This window comes from Candidatus Shikimatogenerans silvanidophilus (genome assembly GCF_018200315.1).
Lineage (GTDB): Bacteria > Bacteroidota > Bacteroidia > Flavobacteriales > Blattabacteriaceae > Shikimatogenerans_A > Shikimatogenerans_A silvanidophilus.
This window is the reverse complement of record NZ_JADFUB010000003.1, coordinates 1-17,988: the sequence shown is the minus strand read 5'-3', so window position 1 is coordinate 17,988 and position 17,988 is coordinate 1. Positions and strand designations below refer to the sequence as shown.

The window sequence follows — 17,988 nt, the reverse complement described above, 5'->3', positions numbered from 1 at the left end:
TATAATTTTATTTATATTTATAATAAAAATCTTATTTTTTTAGCAAAATTAATTAAAATATATTTAATATTAAAATTTTTATTAATATATATTATAGATAAATCAATATTTATCATTATTTTTTCAATATTGTATATATTAATTTTTTTAGAAAAAATTTTCCATTTAAATTTTTTTTTTTTTATAGTTAATGAACATAATTTATATAATTTTATATTAGTTAAATAAGCGTTTCTAAATATTTCTAATAATAAATAAAAAAATAAAATTTTTTTATCTTTTTCCATATTATATAATTTTTTAATTATTGGATAAATAAAATAAATACATTTAATATTTTTTTTTAATAAAAAAATTGTTCTTATTAATAAAATAAAATCATTTTCAAAAAATTTTATTAATTGTAATTTATTTTTTTCTTTTATATGTTTTTTTACAGGAAAATTATTATTATTTATATTAATAATATATGTTCTAGATAAAATAGTTGGTAAAATTAAATTTATATTTTCTCCTATAAGAATAAAGTATATTTTTTTTGGAGGTTGTTCTAAAATTTTTAATAATTTATTTGATGCTGAAATAGTTAATTTTTCTATCATCCATATAATAACTATTTTATTACCACCTTTATAACTTTTTAAATAAGAAAATTTAATAATTGAATTAATTTCTTCTACACTTATAAAACAGTTTGATTTATTATTTATAAATAAATTCCATTCATAAAAACTATTATAAAAATTTTTTTTTACAAATTCTTCTAATTTTTTTAATAAAAAATTTTTATTACAATTATTTTTAATTGGAATAGAAAAATATAAATCAGGATTATTAAAAATATTATTTTTTTTATTATTTTGTATAATTTTTTTTGATAAATTAATTATTAATCGCAATATTACACAATTTTTTTCAAATAAAAATAAAATTGAATTAGGAATTTTTTTATAAAAATATTTTTTAAAAAAATTTTCAAAAATATTTTTATAATTTTTTTTATAATATTTCATTTAAAAATATTTTTATTTTTATATTTTATTTTAAAATTTTATTTTTTTTATTATTTTTTAATATGTTTATTGATAAAAAAAATGTAAAATTATTATCTCCAGCTGGAAATTTTTCTTGTTTAATAGCAGCTATTAATGGTGGAGCTGATGCAATTTATTTTGGAATAGAACATTTAAATATGAGATCTAGATCATCTAAAAATTTTAAAATAGAAGATATAAAATATATTTCTAATATTTGTAAATCTAATAATATTTTATCTTGTTTAGCTATTAATACTATTCTTTATGATCATGATTTATCATTTGCAAAAAAAATTATTGATAAAGCGAAAGAATTTAAAATAGATTCATTAATTTTAATGGATCAATCTGTTATACAATATGCAAAAAATATAGGAATTAAAATTCATTTATCAACACAATTAAATATAAATAATATAGAAATGGTAAAATTTTATTCTAAATTTTCTGATATAATTGTATTAAGTAGAGAATTAAGTTTAACACAAATAAAAAGAATTATTTATAAAATAAATAAATTTAATATTAGAGGTCCTTCTGGAAATTTATTAAAAATTGAAATTTTTTGTCACGGAGCTTTTTGTATGGCTATTTCTGGAAAGTGTTATTTAAGTTTACATTCTTATAATTCATCTGCAAATAGAGGTGCTTGTAAACAAAATTGTAGAAGAAAATATATTCTTATAGATATGGAGACAGGATTTGAAATAAAAGTAGATAATAAATATTTAATGTCTTCAAAAGATCTTTGTACTATTAATTTTTTAGATGAAATTATTAATTCTGGTATTAATATTTTAAAAATTGAAGGTAGAGGAAGATCTACTGATTATGTTTATACAACTACTAAATGTTATAAAGAAGCTATTAAATCTATTTATGATAATACTTTTAATAAAGAAAAAATTAATTATTGGATGAATAAATTAAAAGAAGTTTATAATAGAGGATTTTGGAGTGGATATTATTTAGGACAAAATATAGGTGAATGGGTTAATTCTAGTGGATCTATTTCTACAAATAAAAAAATTTATATTGGAAAAATTGTAAATTTTTATAAAAAAGTTAAAATAGGAGAATTTTTAATTGAATCATATAATATTAAAGAATATGATAAAATTATTATAATAGGAAATAAAACAGGTATAAAAAAATTAATTATAAAAAATCCATTTGTTAATGGAAAAAAAAAAAAAATTGTAAAAAAAGGAGAAAAATTTACAATTACTTTAAATTTTAGAGTTAGATTATCAGATAAATTTTATAAATTAATAAATAGATAATAAATATAAATTAATAAATATATAATAAATTTATTTTATTAATTAAATTTTTTTTAAAAAAAAACCATATTATTATTTTTTTTAATTATAAATTTATAAATTATTTAATTATAAATTAATTATTAAATTATTAATTATATATTTATTTAATTATTATATGTTTACTGTTACTTTACAAAGAAATAAATGTATAGGATGTAATTATTGTTCAGAATTAGAACCTAGTTTTTTTTGTATGTCTATTAAAGATGGAAAATGTATTTTAATAGATTCAATTAAAAAAAAAAATTTTTTTATAAAAAAAATTTTAAATAATAATCTTTATAATAGATATAAAAATACTTCTAAAATATGTCCAGTAAAAATTATTAATATATATAAATCTAAAAAAAAATTATAAAATTATTTAATTTATTTTTTAAATTTATTTTATTTTTTAATTTATTTTTTAAATTTATCCTTTTAAAAAAGTATATTTTTGTAAAATTTTTTTTTACATTTTAAAATAATTATTTTTTATATTCATTTTTAATATTTTTTTTATTTTTTTTAAAAAAAATAACTTTACCTTTATAATATAATTTTTCATTGTGCCAATAAGCATGATGAAAAATATGTTTTTTATTTGTAAAATTATCAATAATTAATTGAGGAATTTTAATTTTTTTTTTATTAGATCTTCTTTTTTTTTGTCTAGATTTTGATTGTCTTCTTTTTGGATGAGCCATAATTTAAATTAAATTTTTTTTTATTTTTATATAAATTTTTATATATATAATAATAAAATAATAATAAAAAAAATAAAAAAAAATATTAAAAATTTTTATATAAAAAAAAATATTAATAAAAAAAATATATAATATAAAAAATATTAAATATTTATAATATAAAAAATATTATTAAATTAAAAAATTATTATTGATTAAATGAAAAAATATAATGATATTATTTTTTTTTTAATAAAAAAAGAAGAAGATAGACAAAAAAAAGGAATTGAATTAATTGCTTCTGAAAATTATGTAAGTAATAATGTAATTAAATCAATAGGTTCTATTTTAACAAATAAATATGCAGAAGGATATCCAAATAAAAGATATTATGGTGGTTGTAATTTAATAGATAAAATTGAAGAAAAAACTATAAAAAGAGCAAAAAAACTTTTTAAAGCATCTTTTGCTAACGTACAACCTCATTCAGGATCTCAAGCAAATCAAGCAGTTTATCTTGCTTGTCTTAACCCTGGAGATAAAATTTTAGGTTTTAATTTATCTCATGGAGGACATTTAAGTCATGGATCAAAAGTAAATTTTTCTGGTATTATATATAATAGTATTTTTTATGGAGTAAAAAAGAGTAATAATTTAATTGATTATGATCAAGTAATAGATATTGCAAAAAAAGAAAAACCAAAATTAATTATTTGTGGTGCATCTTCATATTCAAGAGATATTGATTATAAAATTTTTAGACAAGCAGCAGATTTAAATGGTTCTATATTATTAGCAGATATTTCTCATACTGCTGGATTAATTGCAAAAAATTTATTAAATAATCCTTTTCCTTATTGTCATATTATAACTACAACTACTCATAAAACATTAAGAGGTCCTAGAGGAGGTTTAATTTTAGTTGGAGAGGATTTTTTTATAAAAAAAAAAAAAATTTCATTTTTAATTAATAAAGCTGTTTTCCCTGGAATTCAAGGAGGTCCTTTTGAAAATATTATAGCTGGAAAAGCAATAGCTTTTAAAGAAGCTTTAAATAAAAAATATGAAAAATATGCTAAAAATATTATTATTAATTCTAAAGAATTATCTAAACATTTTAAAAAAAAAGGATATAATATAATTTCTAATGGAACAGATAATCATTGTTTTATTTTAAATTTAAAAAATAAAAAAATTTCTGGTAAAGAAGCTGAAGAACTTTTAGAAAAATATAATATTACTTGTAATAAAAATTTAATTCCATATGATAATAAATCACCTTTTATTACGTCTGGAATAAGAATAGGTACACCTGCTATAACAACTAGAGGTTTAAAAAAAAAAAATATGAAACAAATTGTTAATTGGATAGATATTATATTAGAAAATAGAAATAATATTAATATTTGCAATAAAATAAAAAAAGAAATAAAAAATTTTATGTATTCATATCCTTTATTTAAAGAATAATAAATAAAAATTATTAAAAAAATTATATGTTATATAGAACACATAATTGTGGAGAATTAAATATAAAATATATTGGAAAAAAAGTTATTTTATCAGGATGGGTAAATAATATTAGAAGAATACGATTAAAAACTTTTATAGATTTAAGAGATTATTTTGGAATTACTCAATTAATATTTGATAATAATAAATTTAATATATTTTTAAAAAAAATTACTAAAGAATCTGTTATAAATATTAAAGGAATAGTATTTAAAAGAATAAAAAATAATTTATCATTAAAAACAGGAGAAATAGAAATTATAGTTAATGAATGTTTTTTAATAAATAAGTCTTATTCATTACCATTGGATCTTAATAAATTAGAAAAAGAAAAAGAAAAAATAAAAATGAAATATAGATATTTATTAATTAGAAAAGATAAATTAAAAAATAATCTTATAATACGTAATGAAACTACTTTAAAAACAAGATTTTTTTTCTATAAAAAAGGATTTTTAGAAGTTGAAACACCTTTATTAATAAAATCTACTCCAGAAGGAGCAAGGGATTTTTTAATTCCATCTAGAATATATTCTGGAAAATATTATTCATTACCTCAATCTCCTCAATTTTTTAAACAATTATTAATTATAGGAGGAATAGATAAATATTTTCAAATAGCTAAATGTTTTAGAGATGAAGATTTAAGATCAAATAGACAACCAGAATTTTCACAAATAGATTTAGAAATGGCGTTTATTAATGAAAATGATATAATAAATATAATTAATTCATATATTATATATATTTTTAAAAAAATAATAAAAATAAATTTACCAAAATTATTTCCAATAATTTCTTATAAAGAATCTATAGATAAATATGGTACAGAAAAACCAGATATTAGTTTTAATTTAAAAATTTCATATTTATATAAAAAATTAAATAAAAATTTATTAATTGATAATATTGAATTTAATTTCTTTTTTTCTATTCCTATTTTTAATAATGAAAATATAATAAATGAAATAATTTATTTATTAAATAAATTAAAAATAAAAAATTTTATATGGATTAAAGACAAAAAATCTTCTTTTAAAAATATTTTTAAATATTTAAATAATAAAGAAATTAATATTTTATTAAATAATAAATTAAATAATTTATTATTAATTATATCTGGAGATAATAATATAAAATTTAAAAAAAAATTAGGTTTATTTAGAATAAAATTATCTAAAATTATTAAAATAAAAAAAAAATTTGCACCTGTTTGGATAAATAATTTTCCTTTATTTAAAAAAGAAAAAGAAATATATAAATCATTTCACCATCCTTTTACTTCTCCAAAAGATGAAGATATAATTCTTTTAAATAATAATAATTTTAAAAATTTTGAAAAATTAAAAAGTAAAGCATATGATTTAATAATAAACGGTAATGAAATTGGTAGTGGATCTATAAGAATTAATAAAAAAGAATTACAAAAAAAAATTTTTAAAATTATTGGGTTATCAAAAAAAAAAATTAATAATAAATTTCAATTTTTAATTGAAGCATTATCTTATGGTGCTCCTCCACATGGAGGAATAGCTATAGGACTAGATAGATTACTTTCATTATTTAATAATGATAATAATAATAATATAGAAAATGAAAATATTAAAAATTTTATAGCTTTTCCAAAAAATAATTCTATGAAAGATTTAATGATAGGAGCTCCTTGTTAATTTTTTCTTTTAATAAAGAAATACCATATTTTTTTATAGAAGATATAAAAATATATTTATTTATTTTTAATTCTTTAATTATTTTATTAATTTTATTTTTTTCTTCTTTATTTTTAATAATATCTAATTTTGAAAATACTAAAATATATTTTTTTTTTAAAAAAAAATCATTTAAATAATATTTTATTATTTTTAATAAAAAAAAATAATCATTTTTTATATTATTAGAATCTAATGATAATATTAATAAAATTAATTTATTATTTTTAATATGTTTTATAAATTTTAAACATCCTTTTTTAGATTTTTTTAAAAAACCAGGATAATCTAATATTAAAAAAGAATTATTATTGTAATAAAAAATTCCAAAATTTGGTTTTGTTGTTGTATATGAATAATTACCAATTTTTGGTTTTGCAGAAGTTATAACGGAAAGTAAAGTTGATTTTCCAGAATTAGTAAATCCTAATAAAGCAACATCAGAATAAATATAACATTCTAATATAAAAAAACCACTTTTTCCTTTATTATTATTTTTTTTTAAAAAATTTTTTTGAATATTTTTTTTAATTTTATTTTTTTTTTTATAACAATTTCCTTTTTTACCTATACCTCCATAAAAAAGAATTTTTTTTTCATTATTATTATTTATAATAAATAAAATTTTATTATTTTCATTTTTAACTATAGTTTTTATTGGAACTTCTATAAAAATATTTTTACCATTAGAACCTGTTATATTATTAGGTTTTCCATTTTTTCCATTTTCAGATAAAAAAATTTTTTTTAAATGATTTAATCCATATAATTTATCATTACCTTTAATAAAAATATTACCACCATTTCCTCCATTACCACCATCTGGAATATATCTAGAACTAGATTTTTTTTTATAAAAATGAATTAATCCTTTACCACCATCTCCACTTTTACAAAATATTTTAATAAAATCTAAAAAATTTTTATTTTGCATATATATATTTTAATATATAAACATTAATATTTATTATTACATCATAATAAATACAAAATATTAATTACTATTATAATATTTTAAATAAAAATAATTATTTAAATATAATACATTTATTTACAATTAATAAATTATATAAAAAATAATATTAAATATTAATATTAAATATTAAATAATAGTTTAAATAAATAAATAAATAAAATAAAAATAATTAGTAAAAATAAAACCTAATAAAAATTAAAAAAAATATTTTTATTTAATTAAAATTATATAAATTAATAGTATTAATACCTATTATTAAATAAAATAAAATAATATTAAATAATATTAAAATTAAATAATATTAAATAACATTAAATTATATAAATTATATAAAGTTTATATATTTTATAAAATGTTTTAATCTTTTATTATTTAAATGTTTGATAATATAATATTTTCTATTTTTTTATTAATTTCATCAATTTTTTTATCATAAGATTTAATATTAAAAAAATATTTTTTTTTTTTGTAAAAAAATAAAATATTTTTTTTTTCTTTTTCATATTCTTCAATTCTATTTTTTAATACATTAACATTATCATCTTTTCTTTTTTCTTCTTTAGATCTTTTAATTATTCTTTCAGTTATTATTTTTTTATTTACATATAAATAAAAAAATAATATTTTTTTATTATTTAATAAAAAATCTAAATATTTTGCTTGATTAATAGTTCTAGGATATCCATCATATAAAAATCCTTTATATTTATAATTATTTTTTTTTTTTAATTCTTTTTTAATTATTTCATTAATTATTGAATCTTTTAATAAAAAACCATTTTGTACATAAAACTTAATTTTTTCTCCTAATTTTGTTTTATTTTTAATATTATTTCTTAAAATTTCTCCTATAGAAATATTTTTTATAATAAATTTTTTTGAAATTAATTTAGAATGAGTACCTTTTCCACATCCTGGAGCTCCGTATAAAATAATATTAATCATTTTAAATTATAATAATTATATAATAATAATATATTAAAATATTATAAAATAAATATTAAATTTAAATATTAAAAATAAATAAATATTAATATTTATTATATTAATATTTATTAATATTTATATTAATATTTAATATTATTAAATATTAAAATTAAATATTAAAAAAATTATAATTATTAAAAAAATTATAATTTATTATAATATGATAAAAAAAAGAAAAATTAATTTAAAAAAAATTAATACTTCTATTAATACAATTAATATAAAAAATATTTTTTCTATTGAAAAAAATATTTATAAAGCAATAGTAATTATTGGAAAAAGAGCAAATAAAATTAATAATTTTTTTAAAAAAAAATTAGAAGAAAAACTTTTTTTATTGAATGATAAAGAAGAACCTTTAGAAGAATTTTATTTTGAAAATGAAAAAAAAATAAATATAGTTAAAAAATTTGAAAAATTACCTAAAACAACTTTAATTGCAATAGAAGAATTTTTAAAAGGAAAAATAAAATATAAAAAATATAAAAAAATAGAAAATAAAAAATTAAAAAAATTTTTTAGTGATAAAAAAATTTCAAAAACGTTAAAAACTCCTTTTAAAGAAGATAATATTTTTAAAAAAACTTTCTTTAAAAAAGATCCTTTTAAAAAAGATACTTTTAAAAAAGATCCTTTTAAAAAAGATCCTTTTAAAAAAGATCCTTTTAAAAAAGATCCTTTTAAAAAAGATCCTTTTAAAAAAGATTCTTTTAAAAAAGATCCTTTTAAAAAAGATCCTTTTAAAGAAGATTTTTTAAAAAAAGAAAAAAAAGAAATAAAAAAAGAAAATCCTTTTAAAGAAGATTTTTTAAAAAAAGAAAAAAAAGAAATAAAAAAAGAAAATCCTTTTAAAGAAGATTTTTTAAAAAAAGAAAAAAAGAAATAAAAAAAGAAAATCTTTTTAAAGAAAAAAAGTAAAAAACAATAATATTTATTTAATATTTATTTTCTATTAATATTTATTTTTTTTTAATATTAATAAAATTAAATATTAATTTAATATTTTAGTAATATTAATTTATTTATTATTATAATTTTTTATTTAATTTATTATTATTATTATTTTTTATTATAAATTAATTATTTATTTAGTTATATAATATTATTATATAATTATAATATTTATTTTATTAAATAATTATTTATTAATTATTTTTATATTATTATTTATTTTTAATATTTTTTATTTATTTAATTATATTATTTATTTAATTTTTTATGATCTTTTAAAAAAATTTTTAATCCAATATCAGTTAATGGATGATTTAATAAAGACATTATAACAGAAAAAGGAGCAGTTATAACATTAGCACCATATTTTGCACATTCAATAATATGTATTTGATGTCTAATAGAAGCAGCTAATATTTCTGTTTCAAATGAAAAATTATCATAAATATTTTTTATTTCTTTTATTAAAGAAATACCAGAAAAAGATATATCATCTAATCTTCCAATAAAAGGAGAAATATAACTAGCTCCTGCTTTTGCAGCTAAAATTGCTTGAGAAGATGAAAAAATTAATGTACAATTAGTTTTAATACCTCTATCTGAAAAATAACGTATAGCTTTAATTCCTTCTTTTATAATTGGTATTTTAAGAACAATTTGTGGATGTAAATCAGATAATTTTTCTCCTTCTTTAATCATTTCTTTATAATTTGTAGATATAATTTCAGCACTTACATCACCATCTACTATTTCACAAATATTTTTATAATGTTTATAAATATTATCTAAACCACTAATTCCTTCTTTATACATTAATGTAGGATTTGTTGTAACACCATCTAATATTCCTAAATCTTGTAATTTTTTTATTTGCTCTAAATTAGCAGTATCTATAAAAATTTTCATTTATTTTTATTTTTTTTATTAAAAATAATATACGTAATATTTTAATTTAATTTATGAATATACCAAAAGGAACAAGATATTTTAATGAAAAAGAAATTTTAAAAAGAGAATTTTTAATAAAAATTATTAAAAATAATTTTAAACTTTTTGGTTTTTCTCAAATTGAAACTCCTTCTTTTGAAATTAAATCTTTATTAAAAAAACAATATGGAGAAGAAAATGAAAAATTAATTTTTAATATATTAAAAACTGGTTTTTCTTTTAAAGAAAATTTTAAAAAATTAATAAATAAAAATGATAAAGAATTTTTAAATTATTTATCTAATAAATATTTAAGATATGATTTAACTATTCCATTTTTAAAATATATTTATTTTAATAAAGATAAAATAATTTTTCCTTTTAAAAGATATCAAATACAAATGGTATGGAGAGCTGATAGACCTCAAAAAGGTAGATATCAAGAGTTTTATCAATGTGATGCAGATATAGCTGGTAAAAAATCTTTATGGCAAGAAATAGATTTAATTCAATTATATTATAAAATTTTTTTAGAATTAAATATTCCAACAATTATTAAAATAAATAATAGAAAAATTTTATTTGGATTAATAGAAATTTTTAATATAAAAAAACATTATGAATTTATTAAAATATTAGATAAATGGGATAAAATAGGAAAAGAAAAAGTAAAAATAAAACTTTTAGACAAAGGATTATCTATTAAAAATTGGAAAAAATTAAATTATTTATATAATAATAATACATTATTAGAAGAAAAAATTAAAATAATTAATTTTTTTTTAAAAAAATCAGAAATAGGAAAAAAAGGTATTAATTCTATAAAATTTATTTTTAATAAAATTAAAAAATTAAATATAAAAAATATTAATTTAGAATTTAATATACTTTTATCAAGAGGTGTTAATTATTATACTGGAACTATATTTGAAATTTTTTATGAAAAAAATAAAAAACTTGCAATTGGAGGTGGAGGTAGATATGATAATATTGATAATAATATTTTAAAATTAAAAAATTTATCATGTGTAGGAATTTCTATAGGATTAGATAGAGTTATATTAATAATGGAAAAATTAAAATTATTTCCAAGTATTTATACTAATAAAATAAAAATTTTATTTTTAAATTTTGGTATTGAAGAATCATTAAAATGTTATAAAATAATTAATTTATTAAGAAATAAAGAAATTTCATCTGATTTATATCCTAAAAATGAACATATAAATAAACAAATAAAATATGCTAAAAAAAAAAAAATTACATTTATTGTAATGTTAGGTAAAAAAGAAATAGAAAAAAATATTATTAAAATAAAAAAAATTAAAAATAAAAAAGAATTAACATTTTTTTCAATTGAAGATTTAATAAATTATTTTTTAAATTATTATAATAAATAATAATATGGATATTTTTAATTTATCATGAGTATATATACAAAAATTTTATTAATTATTATATTTTCTATAATTTCTATTTATGGATATTTATTTAAAAAAAAATTTTTATTAATATTATTTATTATTTTATCAATTATTTTTACTTTATTAATTTTTATAAATGAATATATTTTTATTATTTTTTATAAAATAAAAATTAAAGATATAGATGGAGCAAAAAAATATTTAAAATTTATAAAAAATCCAAAAAAACAATTAATTAAAATTCAACAATCTTATTTTTTTTTCTTAAAAGGTTTAATAAATTCAATGATTTTGAATATTAATGGAACAGAAAAATATATGAAAAAATCTTTAAGATTAGGATTAAATATAAATTATTTTAAAATAATAGCTAATCTTAATTTAGCTATTATTTACGCAAAAAAAAAAATAAAAAATATAAAAAATTATTGAATGAATCAAAAAAATTAGATAATCTTGGTTTACTTAAAAAAGAAATAAAAAAAATAGAAATAATAATTAAAAATATTTTGAAAAAAAATATAAATAATAATATATAAATAATAATTAAAAATATTAAAAAAATATATATGTATATATTATATAATAATAATTAATATATAAAAAAATAATTACATATAATTACATCATATATAATATATATATATACTATATATATATAAAATAAATATAAAATAAAATATTTTATTTTAAATTAATAATTTAAAAAATTATTTAACAAAATTTAATAATATAATTTAAAATTTAATAATATAATATAATATAATATAATTATTATATTAATTAATTAAATGTTTATAAATTTTACATTATTAATTAGTTGTAGCTTTAATTCTTATTATGCAAGAAGAAATATAATAATATGATATAATTTTAAAATTATTAATATTAAATGTATTATCTATATTTATTCCAAGACAAAATTCTTTAATTATATTATTTAATTTAATAATTTTAATTATTTCTTCATTTTTACAAAAAGTATATGTTAATATATCTTTTTTTACTTCTTTATTACAAAAAGAATATTTTTTAAAATAATTTTTTGCTTTTTCTATAGAAATAAATTTTTCTATAATAGGTTTTTTTTCAATAATAATTTTATTAAAATATTTTTCAATTTTTAAAATTTTTTCTATATTTAATTTTGAATTATAATAAAAATCAAAATAAAAATAATTTATAAACATATAAAAACCAATTTTTTTTATATGTTTACCTAATATTTTTTTCAATAAATAATATAAAATATGTATTGATGTATGATTTTTTTTAATAATATTCCTTCTATCATAATCAACTAATGCGTTAAATTTAAATTTTAAATTATTAGGTAATTTTTTTGTATAATGTAAAATTATATTATTTTCTTTTTTAACATTTAAAATATCTATTTTTTCATATTCATTTTTAATTATTCCTATATCATTAATTTGACCATAAATATTAGGAAAAAAAGGAGTTTTATCAAAAACTAATTGATAATATTTTTCATTATTTATTTTAATAATTCTATATTGTAATATTTGTATTGTACAAGATGATCTATAATATCCTAAAAATTTAGGATTATATTTTTTTTTTACAAAATTCCATTCATATTTTTTAATAAAATTTTTAGATATATTCTTTTGTTTATTCATTTCTTCTTCAAAAGAATAAAAATCTATTTTTAAATTATTTTCTTTTGCAATTATATTAGAAATATCAATTGGAAATCCATATGTATCATATAACTTAAAAATTTTTTTACCATTAATAATTTTTTTTTTTTTTTTTTACAATTATTTATAATAAAATAAATTTTTTTAATTCCATTTTGAATTTTTTTTAAAAAGTTAAAAAAAGAAATTCTTCTTTTTCTATTATTTCTTTTATAAAATCTTTATTGTTATTAATTTCAGGAAAATTTTTTTTTGTTATTTCAGATAATGAATCTACAATTTTATAAATTATTGGTTTTTTTTTTTTTAAAAATCTATAACTATAACTTATTGTTCTTCTAATTAAACGTCTTATTACATATTCATGACCATTATTTGATGGAATAACTCCATCTGATATTGAAAATGATATAGAACGTATATGATCTGAAATAATTCTAATAGCAACATCTTTATTTAAGTTTTTTCCATATTTAATTTTAAAAACATTTTCTATTTGTTTAATAATTGGAAAAAATAAATCAGTTTCATAATTAGATTTTTTTTTTTGCAAAATTCTAGAAATTCTTTCTAAACCCATACCAGTATCAATATATTTTTTTGATAATTTTTTAAGATGTTTTTTTATTTTAAAAAATTCTATAAAAACAATATTCCATATTTCTATAATATTATTGTTTCCTTTATTAATTAAATATTTACCTGGAAATTCTCTTTTTTCTTTTTCACTACGTAAATCTATATGTATTTCAGTACTAGTACCACAAAGACCTTCTTCTCCCATATTCCAAAAATTTTCTTTATTAAAAAATAAAATTCTTTCTTTATTTACAAAATTATTCCATATTTTATAAGAAGTATTATCTTTTTTTATATTTTTTTTTATATTACCAGAAAAAATTGTAATATAAATATCTTTTTTAGATAAATTATATTTATTAATTAATAAATCCCATGCCCAACTTATAATATCATATTTATAATAATCTCCAAAAGACCAATTACCAAGCATTTCAAACATTGTATGATGATAATCATCATATCCAACAGTTTCTAAATCATTATGTTTACCAGAAATTCTTAAACATTTTTGTGAATTAGCAATTCTAGTATATTTTGGTTTTTTATAACCTAAAAAAAAATCTTTGAAATAATTCATACCAGAATTAGTAAAAAAAAGAGATGGATCATTTGATAATATAATAGGAAAAGAAGGTAAAATTTTATGATTTTTTTTTTTAAAAAAATCTAAAAAAATTTCTTTTATTAATGAAGATTTCATAATTATTAATAATTAATAATTTTTTTTATTAAATAAGTTCATTGTATGATCAATTCCATAAAAAATAAAATTTAAAATCATTTTTTTAATTAAAGGAATAATATTTTCTATTTTTTCTATTTCATAATTATTAAAATTATCTAAAACATAATTACTTTGTTCTCCTTTTTTAAATTTTTTTCCTATTCCAAATCTTAATCTAGAATAATAATAAGTTTTTAAAATACTTTGTATATTTTTTAAACCATTATGACCTCCATGTCCTCCTTGTTTATTAATTTTTAAATTACCAAAATATAAATTTATATCATCACAAATAATAAAAATATCTTTAATTGAAATTTTTTTTTTATAAATCCATTTATTAATAATATTTCCACTATTATTAATAAAAGTATTAGGTTTTAAAAAAATTATAAATTTATTTTTAATTTTTAAATAATAATAGTAATTACTTTTTTTTTTATATACAAAAAAAAGTATTTATCAATTATTTTATCTAAAATTAAAAAACCTATATTATGACGATTATTTTTATATTTTTTTCCATAATTTCCTAAACCAATAATTAATTTACTCATATTTAATTTATTTTAAAATCCTAATTTATTTTAAAATAATATTATTAATAATATTAATATAATTTTATTAATATTATTTAATTATTTATTAATATTATTTAATTATTAATTTAAAAATTATTTAATATTTAAATTTTTTTTATTTAAAATTTTATTTTATTTAAAATTTTTAAAAAATTTTTTATATCATTAGGAATATGTGTATTAAAACATATATATTTTTTTTTATAAGGATGAAAAAATTCAATTGACTGAGCATGTAATGCTTGTCTATTTAATATTTTAAAACAATTTAAAATTATTTTTTTATAAAAATATGAATTAATGTTACCTTTTAAAATTTTATTTCCTCCATATAAATTATCATTAAAAATAGGATGACCTATATGTTTCATATGTACTCTAATTTGATGTTTTCTACCAGTTTTTATAAAACAATTAATTAAACTAAAATAATAAAATCTTTTTATAACATAATAATATGTTAAAGAATATTTACCTTTATTATTACTAGAAACCATCATTCTTTTTCTATTATTTGAATCTCTTATAATATAATTTTCTATTATACCACTATTATTTTTTAAATCTCCCCAAACTATTGCAAGATATTTTTTTTTTATTTTTCTTAAAAAGAATTGTTTTTTTAAAGATATAAAGCTTTTTTTATTTTTTGATATAATAATTAATCCAGAAGTATCTTTATCTATTCTATGAACTATATTATAAAAAATTTTATTTTTAAAATTTTTTTTATTAAAATAATATTCTAATGCATTTATTAATGTACCTTTTTTAATAGTATCACATGGATGAACAATTAAACCAGGTTGTTTATTTACTACTATAATATCTGTATCTTCATAAATAATATTTAAATATATTTTTTCAGGAAAAATATTATTATTGTAATAGTAATTATTATTATAATTATATTTTTTTATAATTTTCTTTTTTAAAAAAAAAATTAAATCATATGATTTAATATAATAATTTTTATTAATTTTTTTTTGGTTTATTTGAATAAAACCATTTTTTATTAATTTTTGAATTTTATTTCTAGTATAAATTTTTATAATATTAATTAAATATTTATCTAATCGTATTTTATTATTAATAATACCTGATAATAAAATATAAAAAACATTCACTTATATAAAAAATTTAAATATATATAAAAAATTTAAATAAATTTATTTTTTTATATAAAAAAAAATTTTAAAAAATTTTATAAATTATTATTATTTTTTATAATTTATTATAATATTTTTTTTAATTTAAATTTAAAAAAATATATATGTTTATAAAAATTATTCAACTTTTTATAAGTTTAATAATTATAATTTTTGTTCATGAAATAGGTCATTTTATTATAGCAAAAATATTAAAATTTAAAGTTAAACGTTTTTTTATTTTTTTAGATATTTATTTTTCAATTTTTAAAAAAAAAATAGGAAACACAATTTATGGAATAGGTTGGTTACCTTTAGGAGGATATGTTAAAATAAAAGAAATGAATTTTGAAAATAAAGAATATTTTAAAAAATTATTATTATCAATAGGAGGTATTTTTAATAATTTTTTATTAAGCTTTATTTTATATTTTATTTTTTATAAAAAATATTATTATTATGATAATTTTGTAAAATATAATAATGGTAATTATAATAATAGTAATGGTATAGAAATAATAGAATCAAATAAATATAAATATACAAATTTTTATCCATTAATTTTTAAAAAAAAAATTAAAAATGGTGATATATTTTGTAAAATATATAATAAAAAAATAAATTATTTAAAAGAAATACCAATAAAATTTTTATTAGGAAAAAAAATATTAATAAAAAGAAAAAATAAATTTTATAATATTTTTTTATCAAAAAAATATAATAATATAATAAAAAATTTTTTAATTAAAAATTTTTTTTATAATAGAAAAAAAATAAAATATATAATACCTAAAAAAAATTATTATTCAGAAAAATTAAAAATAAAAAAAGGAGATATTATACTTAAAATTAAGTATTATAATAAAAATAAAATAATTATTTTTTATGATGATTTATTATCTTTTTTTAAAAAAATTAATAAAAAAAAATTAAAAAATAATAATTATATAAATAATATAAATATAAAAAATAAAAATAAAAAAAATTTCATTATAATATTTAATAAAAATAATAAAAATAATATTAAAAAAATTAATAACATTAATTTTTTAAAATTAAAAAATAGTTTTTTTTTAAAAATTGAATCATTTAATATAAAAAAAAAAAAAATTAGTACATTAGATTCTTTATATTTATCTTTTTTAAAGATTAAATATTTAATATTTAATAATTTTTTTTTAATTAAAAATTATTTTTTACATTTTTTATATATAATTAAAATTTTTTTTATTAAAAATTATAATTTTAATGATATTAAAATACATATAAAAAATAATATTAAAAATAGTATTAAAAATAATATCAATAATAAAAAATATAATTACAAAATAATAAATATTAATAAAATAAATAATATTTTTTTTAAAAAAAATATTATTAAAAATGTAAAAAAATATAAAAGAAATAGAATTTTTAATTTTAATAATTTAAGTAAATTAAATATTTATAGTAAAATTATTATTAATAAAAAGAATAATAAGTATATATTATATATTTTAAAATTTTTTGAAAAAACATTTAATTTAAAAAAAATATTAAAAATAACAGCAAAATTATCTATTAATATTGGATGTTTTAATTTAATACCAATTCCATCATTTGATGGATTTTATATTTTATTATTTTTAATAGAATTAATTATAAATAGAAATATTTCAAAAGAAATTATATATAAAATATTAACAATAAGTTTTTTATTATTAATAACATTATCATTTTTATCGTTTTTTAAAAATTTTTATTTTATTTTATTTAATTAAATAATTAATTTATTTA

18 protein-coding genes are annotated in these 17,988 nt (G+C 13.3%); 8 read left to right on the top strand and 10 right to left on the bottom strand.

Annotated features, from left to right (window positions below; genetic code table 11):
* Positions 1–17: 17 nt before the first annotated feature.
* Positions 18–1,013 carry a hypothetical protein gene (locus tag KHQ18_RS00710; protein ID WP_212113236.1) on the bottom strand — a complete coding sequence of 332 codons (996 nt, stop codon included), beginning with the start codon at positions 1,011–1,013 and terminating at the stop codon, positions 18–20.
* 62 nt (positions 1,014–1,075) lie between these two features.
* On the opposite strand from KHQ18_RS00710, the gene KHQ18_RS00705 reads away from it, so the two are divergent.
* Together KHQ18_RS00705 and KHQ18_RS00700 are read left to right on the top strand one after the other, a co-directional pair.
* Positions 1,076–2,320, top strand: a complete 1,245-nt coding sequence (locus KHQ18_RS00705) for a peptidase U32 family protein (protein ID WP_212113235.1) — start codon at positions 1,076–1,078, stop codon at positions 2,318–2,320.
* 157 nt (positions 2,321–2,477) lie between these two features.
* Positions 2,478–2,720, top strand: a complete 243-nt coding sequence (locus KHQ18_RS00700; protein WP_212113234.1) for a ferredoxin — start codon at positions 2,478–2,480, stop codon at positions 2,718–2,720.
* Positions 2,721–2,829: 109 nt separating this feature from the next.
* Here KHQ18_RS00700 and rpmF read toward each other — a convergent pair whose 3' ends face one another.
* Positions 2,830–3,048: a 50S ribosomal protein L32 gene (rpmF, locus tag KHQ18_RS00695; RefSeq protein ID WP_212113233.1), complete on the bottom strand. Its 219-nt coding sequence runs from the start codon at positions 3,046–3,048 to the stop codon at positions 2,830–2,832.
* A gap of 198 nt (positions 3,049–3,246) precedes the next feature.
* Here rpmF and KHQ18_RS00690 point away from each other — a divergent pair, with 198 nt between their 5' ends.
* Positions 3,247–4,497: a serine hydroxymethyltransferase gene (locus KHQ18_RS00690; RefSeq protein WP_212113232.1), complete on the top strand. Its 1,251-nt coding sequence runs from the start codon at positions 3,247–3,249 to the stop codon at positions 4,495–4,497.
* 26 nt (positions 4,498–4,523) lie between these two features.
* Positions 4,524–6,209, top strand: a complete 1,686-nt coding sequence (gene aspS / locus KHQ18_RS00685; protein WP_212113231.1) for an aspartate--tRNA ligase — start codon at positions 4,524–4,526, stop codon at positions 6,207–6,209.
* Here aspS and KHQ18_RS00680 read toward each other — a convergent pair.
* Both KHQ18_RS00680 and KHQ18_RS00675 read right to left on the bottom strand, forming a co-directional pair.
* Positions 6,175–7,182, bottom strand: a complete 1,008-nt coding sequence (locus tag KHQ18_RS00680) for a GTPase (RefSeq protein ID WP_212113230.1) — start codon at positions 7,180–7,182, stop codon at positions 6,175–6,177. The two genes, aspS and KHQ18_RS00680, sit on opposite strands and share 35 nt — an antisense overlap.
* A gap of 414 nt (positions 7,183–7,596) precedes the next feature.
* A complete protein-coding gene (locus KHQ18_RS00675; protein ID WP_212113229.1) occupies positions 7,597–8,169 on the bottom strand; it encodes a nucleoside monophosphate kinase in 573 nt (190 codons plus the stop codon).
* 202 nt (positions 8,170–8,371) lie between these two features.
* Here KHQ18_RS00675 and KHQ18_RS00670 point away from each other — a divergent pair, with 202 nt between their 5' ends.
* Positions 8,372–9,097, top strand: a complete 726-nt coding sequence (locus tag KHQ18_RS00670) for a pentapeptide MXKDX repeat protein (RefSeq protein WP_212113228.1) — start codon at positions 8,372–8,374, stop codon at positions 9,095–9,097.
* A 314-nt stretch (positions 9,098–9,411) separates the two neighbouring features.
* Here the strand turns inward: KHQ18_RS00670 and fsa are convergent, their stop codons facing one another.
* A complete protein-coding gene (fsa, locus tag KHQ18_RS00665) occupies positions 9,412–10,068 on the bottom strand; it encodes a fructose-6-phosphate aldolase (RefSeq protein WP_212113227.1) in 657 nt (218 codons plus the stop codon).
* A 53-nt stretch (positions 10,069–10,121) separates the two neighbouring features.
* On the opposite strand from fsa, the gene hisS reads away from it, so the two are divergent.
* A complete protein-coding gene (gene hisS / locus KHQ18_RS00660; protein WP_212113226.1) occupies positions 10,122–11,489 on the top strand; it encodes a histidine--tRNA ligase in 1,368 nt (455 codons plus the stop codon).
* 24 nt (positions 11,490–11,513) lie between these two features.
* On the top strand, positions 11,514–11,945 hold the full coding sequence (locus KHQ18_RS00655; protein ID WP_212113225.1) for a hypothetical protein: 432 nt from the start codon (positions 11,514–11,516) through the stop codon (positions 11,943–11,945).
* A gap of 380 nt (positions 11,946–12,325) precedes the next feature.
* Here KHQ18_RS00655 and KHQ18_RS01745 read toward each other — a convergent pair whose 3' ends face one another.
* From KHQ18_RS01745 to KHQ18_RS00630, 5 genes are all read right to left on the bottom strand, one after another.
* Complete coding sequence (locus KHQ18_RS01745) at positions 12,326–13,276, bottom strand: alanine--tRNA ligase-related protein (RefSeq protein WP_212113251.1); 951 nt, start codon at positions 13,274–13,276, stop codon at positions 12,326–12,328.
* A 67-nt stretch (positions 13,277–13,343) separates the two neighbouring features.
* Complete coding sequence (locus KHQ18_RS01740; protein ID WP_212113224.1) at positions 13,344–14,459, bottom strand: alanine--tRNA ligase-related protein; 1,116 nt, start codon at positions 14,457–14,459, stop codon at positions 13,344–13,346.
* 12 nt (positions 14,460–14,471) lie between these two features.
* On the bottom strand, positions 14,472–14,891 hold the full coding sequence (gene pth, locus KHQ18_RS01785) for an aminoacyl-tRNA hydrolase (RefSeq protein ID WP_414646647.1): 420 nt from the start codon (positions 14,889–14,891) through the stop codon (positions 14,472–14,474).
* 2 nt (positions 14,892–14,893) lie between these two features.
* Complete coding sequence (locus tag KHQ18_RS00635; RefSeq protein ID WP_212113223.1) at positions 14,894–15,040, bottom strand: hypothetical protein; 147 nt, start codon at positions 15,038–15,040, stop codon at positions 14,894–14,896.
* 143 nt (positions 15,041–15,183) lie between these two features.
* Positions 15,184–16,191 (bottom strand): RluA family pseudouridine synthase, encoded by a 1,008-nt coding sequence (locus KHQ18_RS00630; RefSeq protein WP_212113222.1) that lies wholly within the window; start codon positions 16,189–16,191, stop codon positions 15,184–15,186.
* Positions 16,192–16,337: 146 nt separating this feature from the next.
* On the opposite strand from KHQ18_RS00630, the gene KHQ18_RS00625 reads away from it, so the two are divergent.
* A complete protein-coding gene (locus KHQ18_RS00625; protein ID WP_212113221.1) occupies positions 16,338–17,972 on the top strand; it encodes a site-2 protease family protein in 1,635 nt (544 codons plus the stop codon).
* Positions 17,973–17,988 lie beyond the last annotated feature (16 nt).